Here is a 21,851-nt window from a genome sequence, read left to right as displayed (position 1 = left end):
CACCCGGCGGCCACCGGACATCACTTGAAGGTGATGTCGGAATCCGAGAACTTGCAGTTGACGCCGTCCGCGCCGGTGCCGATCTCGGTCGGCTCGGCGCCGGTGTTGTTGCCCTTGAACTTCACGCAGACCTTGAGGTCGTCGAAGCCGACCACGGTGATGCCGGAGAGCGTCGCGGTGTCACCGAAGTTGGTGTTGATGCCGACCAGCGCCTTGGCCTTGCCGGTGGCGGTCACGTTCTGCACCACGACCGAGCGCTTGAACTGGGTCTTGCAGTTGCCGCACGAGCGGTACAGCTTGCCGTAGTCGCTGACCTGGAAGTTCTTGATGGTCAGCGTGCCGCCGCCGTTGTGCTGGAAGACCTTGTCGTCGGCGCCCTTGGCCCCACCGCCGTTCACCGTGTAGACGGCCGAGGTGCCGCCCTTGAAGGTGGCCGCGTCCTCGCCGACGTTCTCCCACCAGACGTTGGTGAGGGTGCAGGAGCCGAGGCAGTGCACGCCGTCGGCGGCCGGGTCGCCCAGGATGACGTTCGACAGGGTGGCGCCGTCGGCCAGCTCGAACAGCGGGCCCTGGTCCTCGTCCTGCGAGGCGGTGCCCAGGTCGCCGCTGCCGAAGTAGCGGACGTTGCCGCCGTCCAGGCTGCCGGTGACCTTGATGGTCGAGGTGACGGCCTTGGAGCCGGTCGCGGCCGGCCAGGAGGTGGCGGCGGTCGCGGTCTTCGCGGGGGAGGCGGTCGCCGTCTTCGAAGCCGTCGGAGAAGCTGTCGGAGAAGCTGTCGGAGAAGCTGTCGGAGAAGCTGTCGGAGAAGCCGTTGCCGTTGCCCGTGAAGTCGCGGGCGCGGGCGCGCTGCCCACCGGGTTCACCGAGACGTCGTCGAACGAGGCCGACGCGTGACTGGTGACCAGCCCGATCCGCCCGGTCCCGGCCAGTGTCCCGGTCCCGCTGCCGATGACGGTCCCGTCCACATATCCGGTGATCGTGCTGCCCGCGGCGTCGATCCGCAGGGTGTGCCAGGAGGTCACGCCGCTCACCGCCGCGGAGCCCAGCACCGACACCGTGCTGCCCTTGACCGCCTGCAACTCGGCCTTGCCGGCGCCCAGCAGGGCCAGCCGGTACATGGTCGAGGACCCGCTGGCCCGGGCCGCCACCCCGGCCAGGCCGGCGCCGCTCAGGCTGACGCCCTTGACCTTGGCCTGCACCGAGTAGTCGGCCCACGAGGTGTCACCGGCGAAGACCCGGGCGAGCTCACTGTCCGCCTTGGACTGCCGGTACACCTTCGATCCGTCGGCCACCACCGACCAGGTGCCGCCGGACTTGGCCCAGCCGGTCGCGCCGCTCTCGAAGTCGTCGCTGAACAGCGCGCTGGAGGCGGAGGCGTTGGGGACGAGGACGGCCACGAGCGCGGTGACCGCACCGGCGGCACCGGCCGCGCCCAAACCCGTGATCATCCGGCGACGACGCCGGCTCGCGGCCATGGCGTCGTCGGGGTGTGCGTGCCGCATGGTGCTCCTAAGCTCCTGGGGGACGAGGCTTCGACCGCTTGTGGCACCGGCGATCAACTTCGTTGCCTCGTGTGACCCAGGTCACACAGGAGCGAGGATCAATTTCCCCATCTGGCCTTTTCCAGCAGCGCCAGGGCCTCGGCGGCGGCGTCCTCGCCGCCGGCCCGCAGCACCCGGGCGGCCTCGTCGACCGTCTCGGTCAGCCGCTCCCACTGCGCGTCCCGCTCCCGGGTCGCCTCCGCCTGCGCCTTGAGCTGCTGATTCTTGACCCACAGCTCGACGAAGATGGAGACCTTGGCGCGCAGCACCCACGGGTCGAACGGCTTGGTCAGGTAATCCACCGCGCCCACCGCGTAACCGCGCAGGGCCAGCTGGGCGTCCCGGTCGGCGGCGGTCAGGAACAGGATCGGCACGTGCCGGGTCCGCTCCCGCCGCTTGATGTGGCTGGCCGTCTCGAAACCGTCCATGTTGGGCATGTGGGCGTCCAGCAGGATCACCGCGAAGTCGTCGGTGAGCAGCTGCTTGAGCGCGGCCTCGCCACTCTCCACGGCCACCGCGGTCACCGGCAGGCCCTGCAGGATCGCCTCCAGGGCCAGCAGGTTGTCCTTCCGATCGTCGACCAGCAGTGCTTTGGCGCGCTCACCCACGCGTGCTCACCTCGTTCCCTCCCACCGGTCAGCCGCGCTCCGGCTCGGCGATCTCGTCGGCGTTCACCCAGCGAGCCATCAACTCGATCAGCTCGTCCAGGTCCACCGGCTTGGTGATGTAGTCACTGGCTCCGGCGGCGATGGCCGACTCCCGGTCACCGGGCATCGCCTTCGCCGTGAGAAACACTACCGGCAGGTCGCGGAACCGCTGGTTCCGCCGGATCCCCCGGGTGGTCTCGTAGCCGTCCTGGTCCGGCATCATCGCGTCCATCAGCACGATGTCGACCTCGGGATGCTCGTTCAGGATGCGTACGCCGTCCACCCCGTTGTCCGAGTACAGGACGTGCAGCCCGTGCATCTCCAACGCGCTGGTCAGGGCGAACACGTTCCGCACGTCGTCGTCGACGATCAGCACCGTGGCGCCGTCCAGCTGCCGCCCCGCCGGGTGGGCCGGCGCCGCCTCCTCCGGGCGCGGGGTGACCAGCGGCGGCAGTTCCATCAGCGGCATGTTCAGCGACGCGGCCGGGCGTACCGAAATCGCCTTGGCCGGCGCCGAGGGCAGGACCGGCATCGGGATCGCGTCCGCGGTCAGCGCCTCCGGCATGTACAGCGTGAAGGTCGAGCCCTCGCCCGGCACCGAACGGACCGCGATGGTGCCGCCGAGCAGCGCGGCGAACTCCCGGCTGATCGACAGGCCCAGGCCGGTGCCGCCGTATTTCCGGGTGGTGGTGCCGTCGGCCTGCTGGAACGGCTCGAAGATGATCGCCAGTTTCTCGTCCGAGATGCCGATGCCGGTGTCCCGCACCGCGAACGCGACCACCTGCCGCGACGAGACCAGCGACGGCACGTCCAGGTCGGTGTCCTGGGAGGCGGCGAAGATGCTCAGCGTCACCGAGCCGTTGTCGGTGAACTTGACCGCGTTCGACAACAGGTTGCGCAGGATCTGCTGGAGCCGCTGCGGGTCGGTGACGATCGAGTCCGGCAGGTCCGGGGCCAGCTCCACCTCGAAGAGCAGGCCCTTCTCCTCGGCCTGCGGCACGAACGCCTGCTCGACGTAACTACGGATGCCCTCGAAGTCGACCACGTCGGTCTCGACGTCCATCCGGCCCGCCTCGATCTTCGACAGGTCGAGGATGTCGTCGATCAGCGAGAGCAGGTCGGAACCGGCACTGTGGATGGTCCGGGCGAACTCGATCTGCTTGCTGGTCAGGTTCTGATCGGTGTTGTCGGCCAGCAGCCGGGCCAGCAGCAGCAACGAGTTCAGCGGGGTCCGCAGCTCGTGGCTCATGTTGGCGAGGAACTCGGATTTGTACGTGTTGGCCCGGGACAGCTGCTGCGCCTTCTCCTCCAGGCCGAGCCGGGCCAGCTCGATCTCCCGGTTCTTCAGCTCGATGTTGGCCTTCTGCTCGCTCAGCAGCTTGGCCTTGTCCTCCAGCTCGGCGTTGGTGCGCTGCAACTCGGCCGACTGGTCCTGCATCTCCCGGGCCAGCCGCTGCGACTGGCTCAGGAGCTCTTCGGTACGCCGGTTCGCCTGGATGGTGTTCAACGCGACCCCGATCGTCGCGACCAGCCGCTCCAGGAACGTCAGGTGCAGCCCGGAGAACGCCGCCACCGACGCGAACTCGATCACGCCGAGCATCTCGCCCTCGAACAGCACCGGCAGGATCACCAGATCGTTCGGCGGCATGGCGAGCAACCCGGACCGCATGGTCAGGATGCCGTCGTGGGTGGCCCGGACCCGGATCGTGCGGCGGGACACCGCGGCCTGGCCGACCAGCCCCTCGCCGGGCCCGAAGGTCACCTCGTGGTCGCGGGCCACGTAGCCGTACGCCGCGGCCAGCCGCAGGCGCATCACCGCTTCCTCGTTGTCGACCAGGAAGAACGCGCCGAGCTGGGCGTCCACCAGCGGCGTCACCTCGGTCATGATCATGCGGCAGACCTCGCCGACGTCCCGCTGGCCCTGGAGCAGGCCACCGATCCGGGCCAGGTTCGAGTCGAGCCAGCCCTGCTCCGCGTTCGCCTTGGTGGTGTCGCGCAGCGTCACGATCATCTGGTTGATGTTGTCCTTGAGCTCGGCCACCTCGCCCTGCGCCTCGACCGCGATGCTCTGGGTCAGGTCGCCGCGGGTCACCGCGGTGGACACCTCGGCGATCGCGCGGAGCTGGATGGTCAGCGTCGAGGCGAGCTGGTTCACGTTGTCGGTGAGGTCCCGCCACGTACCGGAAACGCCCTTGACCTGGGCCTGACCGCCGAGCTTGCCCTCCGAGCCCACCTCGCGCGCCACGCGCGTGACCTCGTCGGCGAACGACGACAGCTGGTCGACCATCGTGTTGACGGTGTTCTTCAGCTCCAGGATCTCGCCGCGGGCGTCGACCGTGATCTTCTGCCCCAGGTCGCCCTTGGCCACCGCGGTGGTGACCGAGGCGATGTTGCGGACCTGGGCGGTCAGGTTCGACGCCATGTAGTTGACGTTGTCGGTCAGGTCGCGCCAGGTGCCGGCCACACCTCGCACCTGCGCCTGACCGCCGAGCTTGCCCTCCGAGCCCACCTCGCGGGCCACCCGGGTCACCTCGTCGGCGAACGACGACAGCTGGTCGACCATCGTGTTCACGGTGTTCTTCAGCTCCAGGATCTCGCCCTGGGCGTCGACCGTGATCTTCTGCGACAGGTCACCCTTGGCCACCGCGGTGGAGACCTGCGCGATGTTGCGGACCTGACTCGTCAGGTTCGACGCCATCGAGTTGACGTTGTCGGTCAGGTCGCGCCAGGTGCCGGCCACACCCCGCACCTGCGCCTGGCCGCCGAGCTTGCCCTCGGTGCCGACCTCGCGGGCCACCCGGGTCACCTCGTCGGCGAACGAGGAGAGCTGGTCGACCATCGTGTTGACAGTGGACTTGAGCTCGAGGATCTCGCCGCGGGCGTCGACCGTGATCTTCTGCGAGAGGTCGCCCTTGGCCACCGCGGTGGTGACCGAGGCGATGTTGCGCACCTGACTCGTCAGGTTGGAGGCCATGTAGTTGACGTTGTCGGTGAGGTCCCGCCACGTACCGGAAATGCCTTTGACCTGGGCCTGTCCGCCGAGCTTGCCCTCCGAGCCGACCTCGCGCGCGACGCGGGTGACCTCGTCGGCGAACGACGAGAGCTGGTCGACCATCGTGTTGACGGTGTTCTTCAGCTCCAGGATCTCGCCGCGGGCGTCGACCGTGATCTTCTGGGACAGGTCACCCTTGGCCACCGCGGTGGAGACCTGGGAGATGTTGCGCACCTGGGCGGTGAGGTTGGCGGCGAGCTGGTTGACGTTCTCGGTCAGGTCGCGCCAGGTGCCGGAGACGCCGCGCACCTGCGCCTGCCCGCCCAGCCGGCCCTCGGTGCCGACCTCGCGCGCGACGCGGGTGACCTCGTCGGCGAACGACGAGAGCTGGTCGACCATGGTGTTGACGGTGTCCTTGAGCTCCAGGATCTCGCCCTGGGCGGCCACCGTGATCTTCTGCGACAGGTCACCCTTGGCCACCGCGGTGGAGACCTGCGCGATGTTGCGGACCTGACTGGTCAGGTTCGACGCCATCGAGTTCACCGAGTCGGTGAGGTCTTTCCAGGTGCCCGCCACGTTCGGCACCTCGGCCTGACCGCCCAGCTTGCCCTCGGTGCCCACCTCGCGGGCCACCCTGGTGACCTGCTCGGCGAACAGCCGCAGGGTGTCGGTCAGCCCGTTCATCGTGTCGGCCAGCTCGGCGACCTCGCCGCGGGCCGACACGGTGATCTTCTGCGACAGGTCGCCGCGGGCCATCGCGGTCGCCACCTGGGAGATCGAGCGCACCTGGTGGGTCAGGTTGGAGGCCATCGTGTTCACCGAGTCGGTGAGGTCCTTCCAGGTGCCGGCCACGCCGCGCACGTCGGCCTGACCGCCCAGCTCGCCCTCGGTGCCCACCTCGCGGGCCACCCGGGTCACCTCGTCGGCGAACGACGACAGCTGGTCCACCATGGTGTTCACGGTCCGGCCGATCCGCAGGAATTCACCCCGGAGGGGACGGCCGTCCATTTCCAGCGCCATGTGCTGGGACAGATCGCCCTCGGCCACCGCGCCGACCACCCGGGAGATCTCGGTGGTGGGCCGGCCCAGGTCGTCGATCAGCGAGTTGACCGAGCGGACGCTGTCCGCCCAGGAGCCGTCCAGGCCCTCCTCGTCGAGCCGCTCGGTGAGCCGGCCGTCGCGGCCGACGATCCGGCTGATCCGGCGAAGGTCGAGGTTCTGCCGCTCCTGGAGCGACACGACCTCGTTGAACGCCTCGGCAACGGACCCGGCCAAGCCGCCCCGGCGGGGCAGCCGCACCTTGAGATCGCCGCGCCGCACCCGGCGCAATGCGTCCGCGAGCTCACCGAGCAGTACGGTCTCGTCGGGCCCGCCGACGGTGGCTTCTTTGGCCGCAGTCATGCTGTCCTCACTCGCTGTCCTACTGAGGGGGTTCCCTATCCTCTCTCGCCCGACCGGGTCAATGCGAGAGACGACTTTGTGCATACACCCACCCACGGGAGAGGATGCATGCTGTGCCAGCCGAGGTCGGAACCAGGACGAGCGTCCCGTCGGGAGCGTCGACCGGCACCCTCGTGCGTAAGGCCCGCCTGCCCAACGACCGGCGCACCCCGGCGGCGGCCCGTGCGCTGGTCCGCTCGGTGCTCGAGGAGGCCGGGCTGGACGGCCTGCTCAACGAGGCTCTGCTGCTGACCACCGAGCTCTCGACGAACGCGGTGGTGCACGCCAACACCGACCTCGACATCGAGGTGACCGCCGATCCGAACGGGCTGACCGTGACGGTCACCGACTTCGCCCCCGGTCCGGTCGAGCAGCTCGCCGTCGGCCCCAAGAACGACAGCCCGGACATCGGCGAGGTCGCCGAGCGCGGCCGCGGCCTGCTGCTGGTCGACCACTTCGCCAGCCGGTGGGGCACCGTGCACGAGGGTGACGGCAAGGGCGTCTGGTTCCACCTGGACCACCGGGCCGCGGGCGGCGACGACACCGGCCGGGTCCCGGGGCCGGCCGACACCCCCAGCCTCGGCGCGCTGACCGGCCTGCTGCGCAGCGGCTCCGACCGGCAGACCGAGGACGGGATGACCGACCTCGCCGACCTCGCCGCCGACCTGCTCTCCCGGCTGGCCCGGCTGACCGGCGCGGCCGGCGGCGTGCTGCGGATCGACCGCGGCGACGGCATGGGCCGGCAGCTGCTGGCCCGGTACGGCCGTGCCCCGCGCGACAACGCGGACACCATCCGGGCCCCTTTGACCGTGCACCGCCCCTACTCCGGTGAGCTGGAGCTGGACGCCGCCCCGGTCGGGTACGCCCAGTCCCTCGCCGTCATGGTCGCCGAACGCTTCTCGCTGCACCTGGAGAATGACCGGTTACGCCGCACCGACGTGCGCCGGCAGACCTGGATCACGTTCCTCGCCGAGGCCTCGGAGCTGCTCGCCCAGTCCCTCGACGTGAACCTCACGATGGCGCTGATCCCGCAGCTGGTGGTGCCCCGGCTGGGTCAGTGGTGCGCGGTGCACACCACCGACACCTGGGGCCGGCTGCAACTGGCCGCGGCCACCCACGCCGACGAGTCTGCGCTGGCCACCCTGCACGCGACGCTCGCCGAGTCGGGGCCGGAGTCGATACTGGCCCGGCTGGAGGAGGCGTCCCGGCTGGGCACCCAGGTGATGTTCGGCGCGCCGCTGGAGGGCTTCGCGGTGCCGCTGGTGGCCCGGGGCACCCGGCTCGGCACGCTCGCGGTCGGCCGGCACCTGAAGCACCGGCACGACGCCGACGAGGTCGCGGTGCTGGAGGACGTGGCCCGCCGGGCGGCCCTGGCCATCGACAACGCGCGGATCCACGACGAGCGGCGGACCGTCGCGCGCACCCTGCAGGCGTCGCTGCTGCCGCCGGCGCTGCCGCACGTCGCGGGCATCGGCTTCGCCGCGGAGTACGTCCCGACCGGCTCCGAGGTGGGCGGCGACTTCTACGACGTGATGCCGTTCGGCGAGGACCGCTGGCTGGTCGTGGTCGGCGACGTCTCCGGCAAGGGCGTCCAGGCGGCCACGGTGACCGGCCTGGTCCGCGACGTGATCCGGATCCTGGTCGACGACGGCAAGTCGCTCACCGAGATCCTCCAGCGGGTGAACCGCACGCTGGTGCAGCGCGGCGGCGGGCGGTACTGCACGCTCGCGATGGCCTCGGTGACCCGGCAGCCGGACGCGCGGCTCAGCGTCTGCCTGCACCTGGCCGGGCACGACCGGGCGGTGCTGGTCCGGTCGGACGGCAAGACGTCGTTCGTCGGCGAGGGCGGCACCGCGCTCGGCCTGCTGGAGGCGATCACCTCGCCGAACGCCGAGATCACGCTCGGCCCCGGCGACTCGTTGATCTTCTACACCGACGGGGTGACCGAGCGGCGGCGCGGCCGGGAATTGTTCGGTTCGGCCCGGCTGCGTGACGCGGCGGCCCCCTTGGCCGGTTATCCCGCTGACGCCATGGCCGCCCGGTTGCGCTCCACCACGATCAACTTCTCGGTGGAGGAGCCGCGGGACGACATCGCGATCCTGGTGCTGCGCAACGACGCGTAAGGGTGGGTGGATGAAGACTCAGTACTACACCGCGACCACGATCGACGGATACATCGCCGACGACGACAACTCGCTGGACTGGCTCTTCGAGGTGGAGGGCGGTGACGAGCACCCGTTCGGCGAGTTCTTCGCGCAGGTCGGGGCGTTCGCGATGGGCGCGACGACGTACGAGTGGGTGCTCGCCCACGAGAACGCGCTGGAACACCCGGAGAACTGGCTCGAGCCGTACGGCGACACGCCCGCCTGGATCTTCACGCACCGGGACCTGCCCCGCATTCCCGGGGCGAACCTGCATTTCGTACGCGGTGACGTCGCCGCCGCGCACAAGGAGATGGTGGCCGCCGCGGAGGGCCGGAACGTGTGGCTGGTCGGCGGCGGCGAGCTGGTCGGAGCGTTCGCCGACGCCGGGCTGCTGGACGAGCTGATCCTCGGGGTCGCCCCGGTCACGCTCGGGTCCGGCGCCCCGCTGCTGCCGCGCCGGCTCACCTCGCGACGGCTCACCCTGACCGACGTCACCCGGCTCGGCCAGTTCGCCAACCTGAGGTACTCGGTCGGCCCACCGACCTCCTGATCGATCTGCCCCTTTTGTCGCCGTCGGCGTGGCATGGTGTTGGCATGGCGAAGACGCAGTACTACACCGCCACCAGCATCGACGGCTACATCGCCGACGAACGGAACTCGCTGGACTGGCTCTTCGAGGTGGACGAGGGCACGGAGAACCCGTTCGGCGAGTTCTTCTCCGGCGTCGGCGCGTTCGCCATGGGCGCGACCACCTACGAGTGGGTGCTGAAGAACGACAACCTGCTCGAAGAGCCGCAGAACTGGCACGACATGTACGGCGACGTGCCCTGCTGGGTCTTCACCCACCGCGATCTGCCGCCGGTCCCGGACGCCAACGTCTTCATGATCAGCGGGGACGTCCGCCGGGTGCACGAGGCCATGCTGGTCGCCGCCCAGGGCAAGAACGTCTGGCTGGCCGGCGGCGGCGACCTGGTCGCCCAGTTCGCCGCGTACGGCCTGCTCGACGAGATCATCCTGGGCATCGCCCCGGCCATCCTCGGCAGCGGCGCCCCGCTGCTCAAGCACCGCCTCCGGGTGGACGAGCTGATCCTCACCGGGGTCCGCGAGGTCGGCCAGTTCGCATATCTCACCTACGCGGTCGGCGACGTCGCCCGGCTGGGCCGCCACCTGGCCGCGGAGACCGCGACCCTGCTCCCGGCCCACTTCTGACAGGGCTCAGAACAGGTCGCGGGGCTCGGCCATCTCCAGCTGGGCGGCGAGCGCCGGCGGCGCCGACACCACCACGATCCGGCCGCTGCGGGCCAGCAGCACCTGCTCCACGCCGGCGACGATCTCGCCGACCCGGCGCGCGGTCAGACCGGGCGGCAGGACCGCGTGCACGGTGCCCCGGCCGGCCGAGCCGCGCAGCGCCACCGGCAGCCCGCACAGGTCGCGCAGCGCGTAGGTGACCGCCGGCAGATCGGCGGGCCGCACCGAGATCCGGACCGTGACGTCGGACGCGCCGAACGGATAGCGCCCCCACCAGGACGGGGCCGCCCCCACCTGGTCCGCCTCCGGGCCCCAGACCTGGGCCAGTTTCGCCGCGCGGCCGGTCACCGCGTCGGTGTCGCCCTCCAGCAGCACCGCCACCGCGCCCGCGCCGGTGCCGGGCAGGTCGACCTCGATCGCGCTCGGCTCCAGCCGCTGCGCCACCGCCTGCTCGACCAGCTCGGCCACCGCGGCCGGGGTGGTCACCGCCCGGGCCAGCCAGCGGCGGGTCTCGGGCAGCGGCTCGACCCGGAGCACGGCCGCGGTCAGCACGCCCTCGATCTCGGCGATGCCCGGGCGGCCGTCCTCGCCGTCCGAGTCCTGCTCGGCGCCGGTGGCGTCGGCATAACTGACCCGCTCGGCCTGGTGGGCCGGGCTGCCGAACCGGTGCGCGAGCGGGCCGGACTCGTTGACCGCGAGCATCCCGCCGATCGTGGCGCCGGGCGACGGCGGGTCGACCGCCAGCCGCCGGCCGCGCAGGGCCAGGGCGGCCTGGACGGCGGCGACCGTGGTGCCGGCCGCGACGGTGGCGGTGGCGCCGTGGTGGTCCCACATCCCGTTGAGCCGGCCGGTGTCGACGATCAGGTCCAGCCCGGCCGGTGGCGTACCCCAATCGGTCTTGCTGCCGGAGCCTCGCGCCCGGACGCTGAGCCCGCGCTCCGCCGCGAGCCGCAGCGTAGCGGCGGCGGCGCGGCCGGTGGCCGGCACCGCGACGAACCCGGCACGACGCCCGCCCACCTGGTCCACCGAGCGCGCCGGGCGCGCAAATCCGGGGCCGCAGATGTCCACGAGCGCGTCGAGAAGGGAACCAGTCACGTCCGAAGCCTCCCCACAGACCCCTGAAGATCGTCCACTCTGGCATATCGTACACATGTTCGAATGACCGAGGTCCAAGTGTGTAAGAAACTCAATCCGGACCGATCCGCCGGTAACGTGTCCCAGGTGACGATCGAATCGCCCGCCGGTCCACCGACGGCTCGCCAGGCCCCGTCCGAGCGCACCCACCACGGTGACACCGTCATCGACGAGTACGCCTGGCTGATGAACAAAGAGGACCCGGCGACGATCGCCTATCTCGAGGCGGAGAACTCCTGGACCGAGACGGCCACGGCACACCTCGCCGGCCTGCGGGAGAAGCTGTTCCAGGAGATCAAGGGCCGGACCCAGGAGACCGACCTGTCGGTGCCCTGGCGCAAGGGCGGTCATTGGTATTACACGCGCACCGAGGAGGGCAAGCAGTACGGCATCCACTGCCGCGTCCCGGTCCGCCCGGGCGAGACCGCGCCGCCGATGGGCGACGCCCGCCCCGGCGAGGAGGTGCTGCTCGACGGCAACGTGCTGGCCGAGGGGAAGGACTTCTTCGCGCTCGGCACCTTCGACATCAGCCCGGACGGCAACCTGCTGGCCTACTCCACCGACTTCGACGGCGACGAGCGCTTCACGCTGCGGGTGAAGGATCTGCGCACCGGCGAGGTGCTGGACGACGAGGTCCCGGACACCTTCTACGGCAGCGCCTGGTCGGCCGACGGCAGCGTGCTGTTCTACATCACGGTCGACGAGGCCTGGCGCCCGCACCGGGTGCACCGGCACGTGATCGGCCGCCCGGCCGCCGACGACGTGGTCGTCTACCACGAGACGGACGAGCGGTTCTGGGTCGGCGTCGAGCTCACCCGCAGTGAGAAGTTCATCGTGATCGACGCACAAAGCAAGATCACTTCTGAGGTACGCGTGATCCCGGCCGACGCCCCGGGCAGCGACCCGGTGCTGATCGCCGAGCGCCGCCAGGGCGTGGAGTACCAGATCGAGCACCACGGGCACCGCTTCCTGATCCTGCACAACCGGGACGCCGAGGACTTCGCCCTGGCCTACACCTCGGTCGACGCACCGGGCGAGTGGGTCGAGCTGATCCCGCACCGCCCCGGCACCCGGCTGGAGTCGATCGACGCGTTCGCCCGGCACATCGTGATCTCGCTGCGCGAGAACGGGCTGACCGGCCTGCGGGTGATGTGCGACGGCAGCACCGACACCTACGACATGGACTTCCCTGAGCCGCTCTACAGCGTCGGCCTCAGCGGCAACCCGGAGTACGACACCGCCTCGGTCCGGATCACCTACACCTCACTGGTCACCCCCGACTCGGTCTACGACGTCGACCTGGTCACCCGGACCATGACGCTGCGCAAGCAGAAACCGGTGCTCGGCGGCTACCGGCCGGACGACTACGAGCAGTTCCGCGAGTGGGCGACCGCGCCGGACGGCACCCGGGTCCCGGTCTCGATCGTGGCTCGCAAGGGTGTGGCGCGCGACGGCTCGGCGCCGGCCGTCATCTACGGCTACGGCTCCTACGAGCACAGCATCGACCCGTACTTCTCCATCGCCCGGCTCTCCCTGCTGGACCGCGGCGTGCTCTTCGCGATCGCGCACGTCCGCGGCGGCGGCGAGATGGGTCGCCGGTGGTACGAGGACGGCAAGATGCTGGCCAAGCGGAACACCTTCACCGACTTCGTGGCCTGCGCCGAGGCGCTCATCCGCAACCGGTGGACCAGCGCCGACCGGCTGGTCGCCCGGGGCGGCTCGGCCGGTGGCCTGCTGATGGGCGCGGTGGCCAACCTGGCGCCGGAGACGTTCGCCGGCGTCCTCGCCGAGGTGCCCTTCGTCGACCCGCTGACCTCGATCCTCGACCCGTCGCTGCCGCTCACCGTCACCGAGTGGGAGGAGTGGGGCAACCCGCTGGAGTCGGCCGAGGTCTACGCGTACATGAAGTCGTACAGCCCGTACGAGAACGTCGGGAAGCTGCCGTACTCCAAGATCCTCGCGGTGACCAGCCTGAACGACACCCGGGTGCTCTATCACGAGCCGGCCAAGTGGATCGCCCGGTTGCGCGCCACCGCCGCGCAGGGCGAGTTCCTGCTCAAGACCGAGATGGGCGCCGGTCACGCCGGCCCGAGCGGCCGGTACGACGCGTGGAAGGAGGAGACCTTCGTCCTGGCCTGGATCCTCGACACGGTCGGCGCCGCGGACGCCTAGCGCCGATCACTCGGGCAGGCGGCGCGGCACCGCCTGCCCGGCGCGTCAGAACGGTTCCGGGATCCGGTGCAGCGGCAGTTCCGGATCGCGGTACCCGTTGGCCTTCTGCTGTTTGGGCAGCGTCACGTCGTGGTGCTTGAGCGGCTCGTACGGCACGCTCGACAGCAGGTGAGTGATGATGTTGAGCCGGCCGCGCTTCTTGTCGTCGGTGTGCGCCACGTACCACGGTGCCCAGGCCGTGTCGGTGGTCCGGAACATCTCGTCGCGGGCGCGCGAGTAGTCGTACCACCGGCTGTACGACTTGAGATCCATGTCGGAGAGCTTCCACACCTTGCGCGGGTCGTTGATCCGGCCCTCCAGCCGCCGGGTCTGCTCCTGCGGGCTGACCTCCAGCCAGTACTTGAGCAGGATGATCCCGGAGTCGACCATGGCTCGCTCGACGTCGGGCACCTGCCGGAGGAACTGCTCGGTCTGCTCCGGCTTGCAGAAGCCGAGCACCCGCTCCACTCCGGCGCGGTTGTACCAGCTGCGGTCGAACATGACCACTTCCCCGGCGGCGGGCAGATGCGCGACGTAGCGCTGGAGGAACATCTGCGAGCGTTCCCGTTCGGTCGGCGCCGGCAGGGCCACCACCCGGAAGACCCGGGGGCTGACCCGCTCGGTGATCGCCTTGATCACGCCACCCTTGCCGGCCGTGTCGCGTCCCTCGAAGACCACGCAGACCTTGGCGCCGGTCCTCTTCACCCACTCCTGCATCGCGACCAACTCGCCGTGCAGGCGGCGTAGTTCGTGCTGATACTCCTTCTCCCGCATCTTCGGGAGCGGGCCGTCGTCATGCTTGTGCTTGGACATGACCCACCCTCCCGCCGGAGGCGAACCGGTCGCCTCACCCCCGGAGGAGGGTTTCCGGGTCAGCCGGCGCGCAACTCCTCCAGGTCGGTGCTGGAGCGCAGCACCAGCATCCCGGCGCCGACCACCAGCGCCATCATCAGCAGCGCGGTGCCGCCGAGCAGCGCCAGCGGCCCGAACGGCACCGGGACCGGCTGGACCACCGTCGGATCGGTGACGACCTGCGGCACGCAGCCGGGGTCGATGCACGTCTCGGACGTCCCGCCGCCCACGGTGACCTCGGTCCGGATGGTCCGCACCAGCAGCGCCCCGGAGAAGAGCGCGAGCAGCAGCGCCGGGATCAGCGGCGCGAACGTGTGCCAGAACAGCACCGCCCCGAGCTTGCGGCGCGGCACCCCGCTCGCCGCCATCGCCGCGAACGTCCGGCGCCGGGCCACGATCCCCTCGGCGAACGCGACCAGCACCCCACCGGCCGCGACCAGCAGGGCCAGCGTCACCGCCACCAGCACCAGCCGGATCCCGCCGTAGTAGAACTCCGGATCGCCGCCCGCTCCCACGCCGCCCCCATCGGCCGGCTGCATCGCGTTGAAGCGGTCGTAGGCGATGAAAATCGCCTGCAGGTCGGCGCGGTAACCGAGCGTCCCGGCACCGAACACCACAGCGGCCAGCAACGCCCCGATTGTGCGGCTGCCGTTCCACGGGTCGGCCATCAGCCGGGCGCCGGCCAGCAGGGTGACCGGGCCACGGCCGTACCGGCGCAGCAGCCGTCCCATGGTGTACGAGATCCACCCGGTGCCGACCACCACACCCACGATCACGCAGAGCACCCCGGCGCCCATCACGGCCAGCGGCGTCCACTCCGGCCAGCCACCGTCGCCCGGGATCCGCTCCAGCAGGTCCCACCGGCTCAGCAGGTCCAGTGTCTTCGGCGCGAAGAGCACGACGCCCAGCACGATGAGCACGCCCGGCCAGGGCCGCGGCCCGCGCTCCCGGGTCCGGCGCACCACACCCAGCGGGGTGATCAGCACCCGGCGCATCAGCAGCACCCCGATCGCACCGGCCAGCACCGGGACGAGCAGCAGGATCAGCACGATGACCAGCGGGTTCGGCAGCACGTCGGTGGGCAGCGGCAGCCGGCCGTCCGGCGTGCGCCGGTCCAGCGCCACCCGCAGCACCAGGTACGCGACGAAGCCGAGGACCGAGCCGAGCAGGCTGGCCGCGGCGGTCTCCGCGCCGGCGATCAGGACCGCCTGCCCCGGCGTCGCACCGGCCAGCCGGAACGCGGCGAGCCGCCGGTCCCGGGCCGGGGCGCCGAGCCGGATGCACTGCCCGGCCAGGGCGAGCACCGGCAGTGCCAGCATCACCAGCGCGAAGATCACCCCGGGGCGCAGCCCGGCCTCGACCAGCATGAGGCTGGCGTACTGCTGCGAGCCCGGCGCCTCGATCGAGGTGCCCGGGTTCGCCGGGTCCTCGATGAACCCGCCGCCGTGGATCGCGGCCACGGTCGCCGCGGCGAGCAGGGACAGGGCCGCGAGCGACCCACTGGCCGCGGTCAGCACGGTCCGCAGCCGATCGGTACGGTTCCCGGCCAGACTCAGCCGGACCAGGATGGACGCCCTCACGCGCCGACCCCGATGCCGGTCGGGTCGACCACGCCGTCGCGCAGCACGATCTCCCGGTCCGCGTACGCCGCGATCGGCGCCTCGTGCGTCACCAGCACCACCGAGCTGCCCCGCTCCCGCACCACCTGCACCATCGCGCTCATCACCTGCTCACCGTTGAGCTGGTCCAGCGCGCCGGTCGGCTCGTCCGCGAAGATCACCCGCGGCTCGGTGACCAGCGCCCGGGCCGCCGCGCAGCGCTGCTGCTGGCCGCCGGACATCGCACCGGGCCGCTGGTCGGCCAGGTCGGCGACGCCGAACCGGTCGAGCCAGCCGAGCGCCGCGCTGCGTGCGTCTCGCCGCCCCGAACCGGCGAGAAGCAACGGGAGCGCGACGTTCTCGGCCGCGGTCAGCTCCGGCACCAGCTGCCCGAACTGGAACAGCACGCCGAACTCGGTGCGCCGCAGCCGCGACCGGGCGGCCTCGGTCCACAGGTTGAGGTCCTGGTCGCGGTAGCCGATCGTGCCGCTGTCGGCGCGCAGGATGCCGGCCAGGCAGTGCAGCAGCGTGGACTTGCCGCAGCCGCTCGGGCCGGTGATCGCCACGATCTCGCCCGCGCCGACGCTGAGGTCCACCCCGCGCAGTGCCGGCGTGGCCCCATAGCTCTTGGTGATCCCGGTCGCCGCCAGGATGGTTTCATCGGTCACGCTGTCATCTCCTTCTCCAGGTCGGCGACGCGCGCCAGGGTCGTCTGCAACCAGCGCAGGTCGGCGTCGAGATGCCCGATGGCGTAGTCCGCGGCGACCACGTCGCCGACCGTGGCCCCGGGCCTGGTCTTGATCGCGGTCAGCTCGCGCATCCGGGCCATGTGCGCGGCCCGCTGGCTGGTCAGGTAATCCCGGGCCTGCTCGGTCCCGGCGGCCAGCAGCGCCACCACGACCTTGCTGAACAGCGTGCTCGTCACGTAGGGCGCGGGCGGCTCCACCTCCTCGAGCCAGGTGGTCAGCCGTTCGCGGCCGAGCTGGGTCAGCTCGTAGGAGGTGCGCTCCGGCCCGGACTCCTGATCCTGGCCGGACTGGACGACCAGGCCGTCCCGCTCCAGCCGGCCGAGGGTGGCATACACCTGCCCGTACGCCAGCGGTTTGGCCTGTGGCAGGCGGTCGTCGTGCGCCCGTTTCAGGTCGTAGCCGTGCCGGGGACCACCGGACAGCAGCCCCAGCAGAACGTGTGCGGTGGACATGGCCGCTACTATTCACTGAGTGAATAGCTGGCGTCAAGGCGGGAGGGCAGGGGTCGTACCGAAAAGATCAGTTGCGCCGCAGCGCGACCACCGCGATGTCGTCGGCCTGCTCGCCGGAGCCGCCCAGGCGGGTCAGGAGGCGGCTGCAGAACGTGTCGAGATCCGGTTCGACCTCGGCCGCGCACGCCGCGAGGGCCCGCAACCCGTCGTCGATGTCGGCGTCCCGCCGCTCGATCAGACCGTCGGTGTACAGCACCAGCGTCCCGCCGGGCGGCAGCTCCAGCTCCAGCTCGGCGCGTTGCGGCGCGTCCAGGCCGAGCAGCGCGCCGCGCGGCCAGACGAACCGCGCCTCGCCGTCGACGTGCAGCAGCGGCGGCAGGTGCCCGGCCGAGGCCATCCGGATCCGGCCGGTGGCCGGGTCCAGGGTGAACAGGCAGAGGGTGGCCGAGTCGGCGGGCAGCACGGTCCGCATGAACCGGTTCGCCAGCTCCAGCACCGCACCCGGCGGGTGCCCCTCGACCGCGTAGGCGCGGACCGCGTGCCGCAGCTCGGCCATCACCGTGGCCGCGTGCAGCGAGTGCCCGGCCACGTCCCCGATCGCCACCAGCAGCTTCCCGTCCAGCACGGTCAGCTCGTAGAAGTCGCCTCCCACCTCGGTCTGCGCACCGGCCGGCTCATACCGCACGGCCATCTCGACACCGGGCACGTCGGGCAGCTTCGACTGGAGCAGGCTGCGTTGCAGGGTGACCGCGATCCGGTGCTCCTCGTCGAAGGAGCGCTGCGCCTCGACCGCGGCCGCGACCGCCTGGGACAGCTGCCGCAGCACCGGGAAACCGGGCGTCTGCGAGCTGCCGGACACGGCCACGTAGACCGCCGGCCGATCGATGCGCAGCCGGGCCGCCGCGACCGCGACACTCTCCCCGGCCGGCCACTCGACCACGTCCCAATCGGCCGGCTCATCGGTGCGGACCAGCGACCCCACCGCTACGCGGTGACGAGGAACAGCCCATTTCCGTACGGCCGGGGGCGGCCCCGCCGCGGCCAGACTCTCGCCCTCGGACGTCTCCGCCACCACCACGACCGGCCCGCCGAAGATCTCCACCGCCCCGGCCGCCGCCGCCTCCAGCAGGGCCGGCAGGGTGGACGCCGAGTTGATCGCCAGGGTGGTCTCGGCCAGCTTGACCATCCGCTCGGCCAGCAGCTCGGCGCGCTGCCGGGCCCGGTAGTACCGGAGCACCGCCTGTGCGGTCGCGATCAGCTCGTCCGGCTCGATCGGCTCGACCAGGTACGCGTCCGCGCCCCGGTTCAGTCCCTGGGTACGGTCGTTGACGTCGACGGCGTGCGCGGACACGTGGATCACCGGCAGCACGCCGTACCGGGAATCGGTCTTGATCCTCTCGCAGACCTCGAAACCGCTCATGTCCGGCAGTTTCACGTCGAGGACCACCAGGTCGGCGTCGACCGCAGCGTCGTCCAGCTTGCGCAGCGCCTCGCCGCCCGTCTCCGCCTCGACGACCGTGAAACCGGCCCGGGTGAGCCAGCTGACCAGCAGGTATCGCTTGGTGGCGCTGTCGTCGACGACCAGGACCGTGGCTTTCCCATGGTTCTGCCCGGGTTTGGCGCCGCGCGCTAGCTCGGTCATGACGGCTCGGCGGGCAGCTGGAGGGTGAATCTGCTCCCCTCGCCGGGAACCGACTCGACGCGCAGACCGCCGCCCAGGATCCCGGCCAGCCGCCGGGCATAGGGCAGGCCCAGGCCGGTGCCCTTGCCGCTGATCGGCTTGCTCCCGGGCACCTGGTAGAACTCCTCGAAGATGCGTTCGTGCAGCTCGGGCGGGATGCCGGTGCCGGTGTCCGCGACCACGAACTCGACCTCCGCGCCGGAGCGCCGCACGCCCAGCCGCACCGAGCCGAACTCGGTGAACTTGAGCGCGTTGGTCAGCAGGTTGCGCAGCACCTGGGCGAGCAGCACCTCGTCGGAGCGCAGCGCCGGCACGGCCGGCTCCTCCACCACGAACTCCACCTCGGGCCGGGTGGCGAGCGGGCGCAGGGTGCCCCGGAGCTGGCCGAACATCGCCTTGAGGTCGACCTCGGTCCAGTTCGGCTCGAACCGGCCGGCCTCCGCCTTGGCCAGGTCGAGCAGGCCGTTGACCAGGGTCAGCAGGTCAGTCGCCGAGGTGCGGATCAGTTCCACCTGGCGGGCCTGGTCCTCGGTCAGCTCGTCCGAGGAGGAGTCGACCAGCAGCCGGCCCAGCCCGATGATCGCGGTGACCGGGGCACGCAGCTCGTGGCTGACGTTGGCCAGGAACCGGCTTTTCGCCTCGCTGGCCGCACGCAGCTGCACCGACTTCTCGTCCAGCTCGGCGTAAAGCGCGACCACCCCGCGGTTCGTCTCCTCCAGCTCGTCGGAGAGCTGGTGGTAGAGCGCCATCACGCCGCGGTTGGTCTCCTCCAGTTCGGCGTTCAGCCGCGCCAGGTCGTCGCGCTGCGCCCGGACCTCGTCCAAGGCCGCGATGAGCTGCTGGTTCTGCACCGCCAGCTCGTCCAACGGGCTGCCCGGCACGTGCCGGGCCAGCCGGGCGCGGATCTCGTCCATCCGGGTCGGGGTCAGGACCGGCGCGCCAAGCGGCAGGCGTCGCACCATCCGGACCGTCGTGCCGGGACCGCCATCATCGACCTCCATCATGTCGACCAGGCGGCCGACCTGCTGCAACTGCTCGGCCAGGCGGGCTGCCCCGCCGCCGGCCGAGTGCGCCATTGTCACCTGGAGGCTTGGTACCCCATACAGCTCTGCCGTGAACGTCACGTCCGCGTGCGGCCCCTGCGCGAGCAGCACCCGGCCCACCTCACTCAGCGCGGTCGCCATCCGGGTCTGGTCCTGCGACTCCATGCCGACCGCGCGGGCCACCTCCCGGCCGAGCTGCCGGACCGTGAAGATGTCCTGCTCGACCCGCAGGCGCATGCGCATCAGCGGCTCCGGCGCGGTCATCGCAGCCGAGCCACGAGAACGCCGGCGTCGTCCCGGCGGGTGCCGGCGTCGCGCAGCACGGTGCCGGCGATCACCTCCGGCGAGCGGGTCAGCAGACCCGGGTACTCCGTGGGGTTCCAGCGGTCCACCACGCCGTCCGAGTGCATCACCACGACCGCCCCGGGGCGCAGGGGGTAGTCGTACTCCCGGACCTGCCGGCGCTGGTGCCCCGCGATGCCGGGGATCGAGATCATGCCGCGCCGGCTGCCGTCCGGGCCGAACACCGTGCCGGCGATGTTGCCCAGACCCGCGTACCGGACCAGGCCGGCCTCCGGATCGAGCTCGGCGACGGCCAGCGCCGCGCCGCGGGTGTGCCCGAGCGAACGGTGCAGCGCCTCCACCACCGCCGCCGGCGACCCGGCCGCGGTCTGCCGGAACACCCGGACCGCCTCGCGGGAGGCGGCCGCGGCCAGCCCACCGTGCCCCAGCCCGTCACAGACCAGCAACTGCCGCCGGCCGTCGGCCACGCGGGCGGCCACCGCGTCGCCGCTCACCGTCTCCCCGGTGATCGGCCGGGTCAGCCCGGCCGCCCAGGGCGCCGCCGGCGGCTTGTCCGGCCACACCTGCACGGCCAGCACCGTGCCTTTGCCCGGCAGCGAGTGCAGATCCCAGCGGCTGGCCTGGCGCAGGATCGCACCGAACCCGATGCCCAGGGTGCCGACCGTGGAGTGCCCGTCGCCGATCGCGCGTGGCACGTCGGCCATCCCGGGCCCGCTGTCGATCATGATGAGCTCGACGCCGGCCTCGTCCCCGGCGCGCACCGCGCGGACCAGGATGGTGCCCTGCTGCGCGTGTTTGACCAGGTTGCCGGCCGCCTCGGCGGCGACGATCGAGAGCTCGGCGATCCGCTGCTCCGGCATGGCCAGTTCGGTGGCGAGGCGTTCGGCGGTCCGGCGTACCGCCGAAGCCGTCCCGGCGGCCTCCACCCGGAACCAGACCCCCTCGTCGAGGAGTCCCTCGGGTACGGACACCACCGCTCCTTCAGTCATCGACACCACTTGGTCACGGTGATCGTCGTACCCTCGCCGGGCGCGGTCTCGATGGCGAACTCGTCGACCAGCCGGCGGGCGCCGCTCAGTCCCAGGCCGAGCCCGCCACCCGTGGTGTAGCCGTCGGTGAGCGCGAGCTCCAAGTCGGCGATACCCGGGCCCTGGTCAGCGAAAACGATCCGGATGCCGGATCGGAACTCGGTGCGCACCCGGGTCACCTCGACGGTGCCGCCACCACCGTAGACCAGGGTGTTGCGGGCCAGCTCGCTGGCCGCGGTGACCAGCTTGGTCTGGTCCACCAGGGATAGTTTGACCTCCACCGCGACGGTCCGCACCAACTGCCGGACGCGGACCACGTCCTGATCGGTGACGATCGGAAGCTGCCGGCTCTCCTCGTTCACGGCGCGGTTACCGCTGCCGAGTCGGCCTCATCCTCGTCGTCGTCGCTCAACTCGAACCCGGCCTCGAGCTCGGCGCGGCTGCGCGCCAGCATCGTGATGGCCAGCTCGACGTTGAGCGCGGTCCGGATCCCCGGCAGCGAGAGGCCCAGCTCGACCAGGGTGATCGCCACCGCCGGCCGCATACCGACCACCACGGTCTCGGCGTCCAGCACCCGGGACACCGACGCGATGGTGGCCAGCGTCCGGCCGACGAACGAGTCGACGATGTCCAGTGCGCTGATGTCGATGATCACGCCGTGGCAGCCGGTGGCCACGATCTTTTCCGCCAGGTCCTCCTGGAGCTGGAGGGCGACCTGGTCCTCCATGTCGATCTGGATGGAGACCAGCAGGATGTCGCCGATCTTCAGGACCGGGACGCGCTCCACG

The 21,851-nt window shown here is 71.2% G+C and carries 17 protein-coding genes; 4 read left to right on the top strand and 13 right to left on the bottom strand.

The genetic code is table 11. The features are described 5' to 3' along the window. Nucleotides 1–20: 20 nt before the first annotated feature. The 3 genes from Aiant_RS22125 to Aiant_RS22115 form a co-directional block, all read right to left on the bottom strand. The gene (locus Aiant_RS22125; RefSeq protein ID WP_189336842.1) at nt 21–1,502 is read right to left on the bottom strand and encodes a pectate lyase; all 1,482 of its coding nucleotides are present in this window, start codon (nt 1,500–1,502) and stop codon (nt 21–23) included. 98 nt (nt 1,503–1,600) lie between these two features. After that, nucleotides 1,601–2,149 carry a response regulator gene (locus Aiant_RS22120; RefSeq protein ID WP_189336843.1) on the bottom strand — a complete coding sequence of 183 codons (549 nt, stop codon included), beginning with the start codon at nt 2,147–2,149 and terminating at the stop codon, nt 1,601–1,603. 28 nt (nt 2,150–2,177) lie between these two features. Beyond that, nucleotides 2,178–6,581: a HAMP domain-containing protein gene (locus Aiant_RS22115; protein WP_189336844.1), complete on the bottom strand. Its 4,404-nt coding sequence runs from the start codon at nt 6,579–6,581 to the stop codon at nt 2,178–2,180. Between the two features lie 104 nt (nt 6,582–6,685). Here Aiant_RS22115 and Aiant_RS22110 point away from each other — a divergent pair, with 104 nt between their 5' ends. The 3 genes from Aiant_RS22110 to Aiant_RS22100 are packed head-to-tail and all read left to right on the top strand — an operon-like array spanning nt 6,686 to nt 9,973. Then, nucleotides 6,686–8,743 (top strand): SpoIIE family protein phosphatase, encoded by a 2,058-nt coding sequence (locus tag Aiant_RS22110; RefSeq protein ID WP_229831485.1) that lies wholly within the window; start codon nt 6,686–6,688, stop codon nt 8,741–8,743. A gap of 10 nt (nt 8,744–8,753) precedes the next feature. Next, nucleotides 8,754–9,314, top strand: a complete 561-nt coding sequence (locus tag Aiant_RS22105; protein ID WP_189336846.1) for a dihydrofolate reductase family protein — start codon at nt 8,754–8,756, stop codon at nt 9,312–9,314. A 44-nt stretch (nt 9,315–9,358) separates the two neighbouring features. Continuing rightward, entirely contained in the window at nt 9,359–9,973 is a 615-nt protein-coding gene (locus Aiant_RS22100; RefSeq protein ID WP_189336847.1) for a dihydrofolate reductase family protein, read from the top strand. A gap of 6 nt (nt 9,974–9,979) precedes the next feature. On the opposite strand, the gene Aiant_RS22095 is transcribed toward Aiant_RS22100, so the two are convergent. Beyond that, a complete protein-coding gene (locus Aiant_RS22095) occupies nt 9,980–11,107 on the bottom strand; it encodes an FAD-binding oxidoreductase (protein WP_229831487.1) in 1,128 nt (375 codons plus the stop codon). A 126-nt stretch (nt 11,108–11,233) separates the two neighbouring features. Between Aiant_RS22095 and Aiant_RS22090 the strand changes: the two genes are divergently transcribed. Next, nucleotides 11,234–13,318, top strand: coding sequence for a S9 family peptidase (locus Aiant_RS22090; RefSeq protein ID WP_189336849.1), 2,085 nt, complete (start codon nt 11,234–11,236; stop codon nt 13,316–13,318). 45 nt (nt 13,319–13,363) lie between these two features. On the opposite strand, the gene ppk2 is transcribed toward Aiant_RS22090, so the two are convergent. The 9 genes from ppk2 to Aiant_RS22045 form a co-directional block, all read right to left on the bottom strand. Further along, entirely contained in the window at nt 13,364–14,170 is an 807-nt protein-coding gene (gene ppk2 / locus Aiant_RS22085) for a polyphosphate kinase 2 (protein ID WP_189336850.1), read from the bottom strand. A 59-nt stretch (nt 14,171–14,229) separates the two neighbouring features. After that, nucleotides 14,230–15,789, bottom strand: coding sequence for an FtsX-like permease family protein (locus tag Aiant_RS22080; RefSeq protein WP_189336851.1), 1,560 nt, complete (start codon nt 15,787–15,789; stop codon nt 14,230–14,232). Then, complete coding sequence (locus Aiant_RS22075; protein ID WP_189336852.1) at nt 15,786–16,475, bottom strand: ABC transporter ATP-binding protein; 690 nt, start codon at nt 16,473–16,475, stop codon at nt 15,786–15,788. Before Aiant_RS22075 ends, Aiant_RS22080 begins: the two co-directional genes overlap by 4 nt. Then, complete coding sequence (locus Aiant_RS22070; RefSeq protein WP_189336853.1) at nt 16,472–17,008, bottom strand: helix-turn-helix transcriptional regulator; 537 nt, start codon at nt 17,006–17,008, stop codon at nt 16,472–16,474. Before Aiant_RS22070 ends, Aiant_RS22075 begins: the two co-directional genes overlap by 4 nt. A 67-nt stretch (nt 17,009–17,075) precedes the next feature. After that, nucleotides 17,076–18,650, bottom strand: coding sequence for a SpoIIE family protein phosphatase (locus Aiant_RS22065; protein ID WP_189336854.1), 1,575 nt, complete (start codon nt 18,648–18,650; stop codon nt 17,076–17,078). Next, complete coding sequence (locus Aiant_RS22060) at nt 18,647–19,996, bottom strand: sensor histidine kinase (protein WP_189336855.1); 1,350 nt, start codon at nt 19,994–19,996, stop codon at nt 18,647–18,649. The genes Aiant_RS22065 and Aiant_RS22060 overlap by 4 nt, the downstream gene beginning before the upstream one ends. Next, complete coding sequence (locus Aiant_RS22055; RefSeq protein ID WP_189336856.1) at nt 19,993–21,024, bottom strand: SpoIIE family protein phosphatase; 1,032 nt, start codon at nt 21,022–21,024, stop codon at nt 19,993–19,995. Before Aiant_RS22055 ends, Aiant_RS22060 begins: the two co-directional genes overlap by 4 nt. Next, complete coding sequence (locus Aiant_RS22050; protein ID WP_189336857.1) at nt 21,021–21,425, bottom strand: anti-sigma regulatory factor; 405 nt, start codon at nt 21,423–21,425, stop codon at nt 21,021–21,023. The genes Aiant_RS22055 and Aiant_RS22050 overlap by 4 nt, the downstream gene beginning before the upstream one ends. Further along, nucleotides 21,422–21,850 carry an STAS domain-containing protein gene (locus tag Aiant_RS22045; protein WP_189336858.1) on the bottom strand — a complete coding sequence of 143 codons (429 nt, stop codon included), beginning with the start codon at nt 21,848–21,850 and terminating at the stop codon, nt 21,422–21,424. The genes Aiant_RS22050 and Aiant_RS22045 overlap by 4 nt, the downstream gene beginning before the upstream one ends. Between the last annotated feature and the right edge of the window lies 1 nt (nt 21,851).

Origin of the sequence: Actinoplanes ianthinogenes, from assembly GCF_018324205.1 — a bacterium.
GTDB lineage: Bacteria > Actinomycetota > Actinomycetes > Mycobacteriales > Micromonosporaceae > Actinoplanes > Actinoplanes ianthinogenes.
The sequence above is the reverse complement of the archived record's forward strand: the minus strand, read 5'-3'. Positions and strand labels throughout refer to the sequence as shown.

Excerpts from the sequence above, each read along its gene's own strand:
- Aiant_RS22125 (WP_189336842.1), bottom strand. The coding sequence starts at position 1,502 with ATGCGGCACGCACACCCCGACGACGCCATGGCCGCGAGCCGGCGTCGT.
- Aiant_RS22115 (WP_189336844.1), bottom strand. The coding sequence starts at position 6,581 with ATGACTGCGGCCAAAGAAGCCACCGTCGGCGGGCCCGACGAGACCGTA.
- Aiant_RS22110 (WP_229831485.1), top strand. The coding sequence starts at position 6,686 with ATGCATGCTGTGCCAGCCGAGGTCGGAACCAGGACGAGCGTCCCGTCG.
- Aiant_RS22105 (WP_189336846.1), top strand. The coding sequence starts at position 8,754 with ATGAAGACTCAGTACTACACCGCGACCACGATCGACGGATACATCGCC.
- Aiant_RS22100 (WP_189336847.1), top strand. The coding sequence starts at position 9,359 with ATGGCGAAGACGCAGTACTACACCGCCACCAGCATCGACGGCTACATC.
- ppk2 (WP_189336850.1), bottom strand. The coding sequence starts at position 14,170 with ATGTCCAAGCACAAGCATGACGACGGCCCGCTCCCGAAGATGCGGGAG.
- Aiant_RS22070 (WP_189336853.1), bottom strand. The coding sequence starts at position 17,008 with ATGTCCACCGCACACGTTCTGCTGGGGCTGCTGTCCGGTGGTCCCCGG.
- Aiant_RS22065 (WP_189336854.1), bottom strand. The coding sequence starts at position 18,650 with ATGACCGAGCTAGCGCGCGGCGCCAAACCCGGGCAGAACCATGGGAAA.
- Aiant_RS22060 (WP_189336855.1), bottom strand. The coding sequence starts at position 19,996 with ATGACCGCGCCGGAGCCGCTGATGCGCATGCGCCTGCGGGTCGAGCAG.
- Aiant_RS22055 (WP_189336856.1), bottom strand. The coding sequence starts at position 21,024 with ATGACTGAAGGAGCGGTGGTGTCCGTACCCGAGGGACTCCTCGACGAG.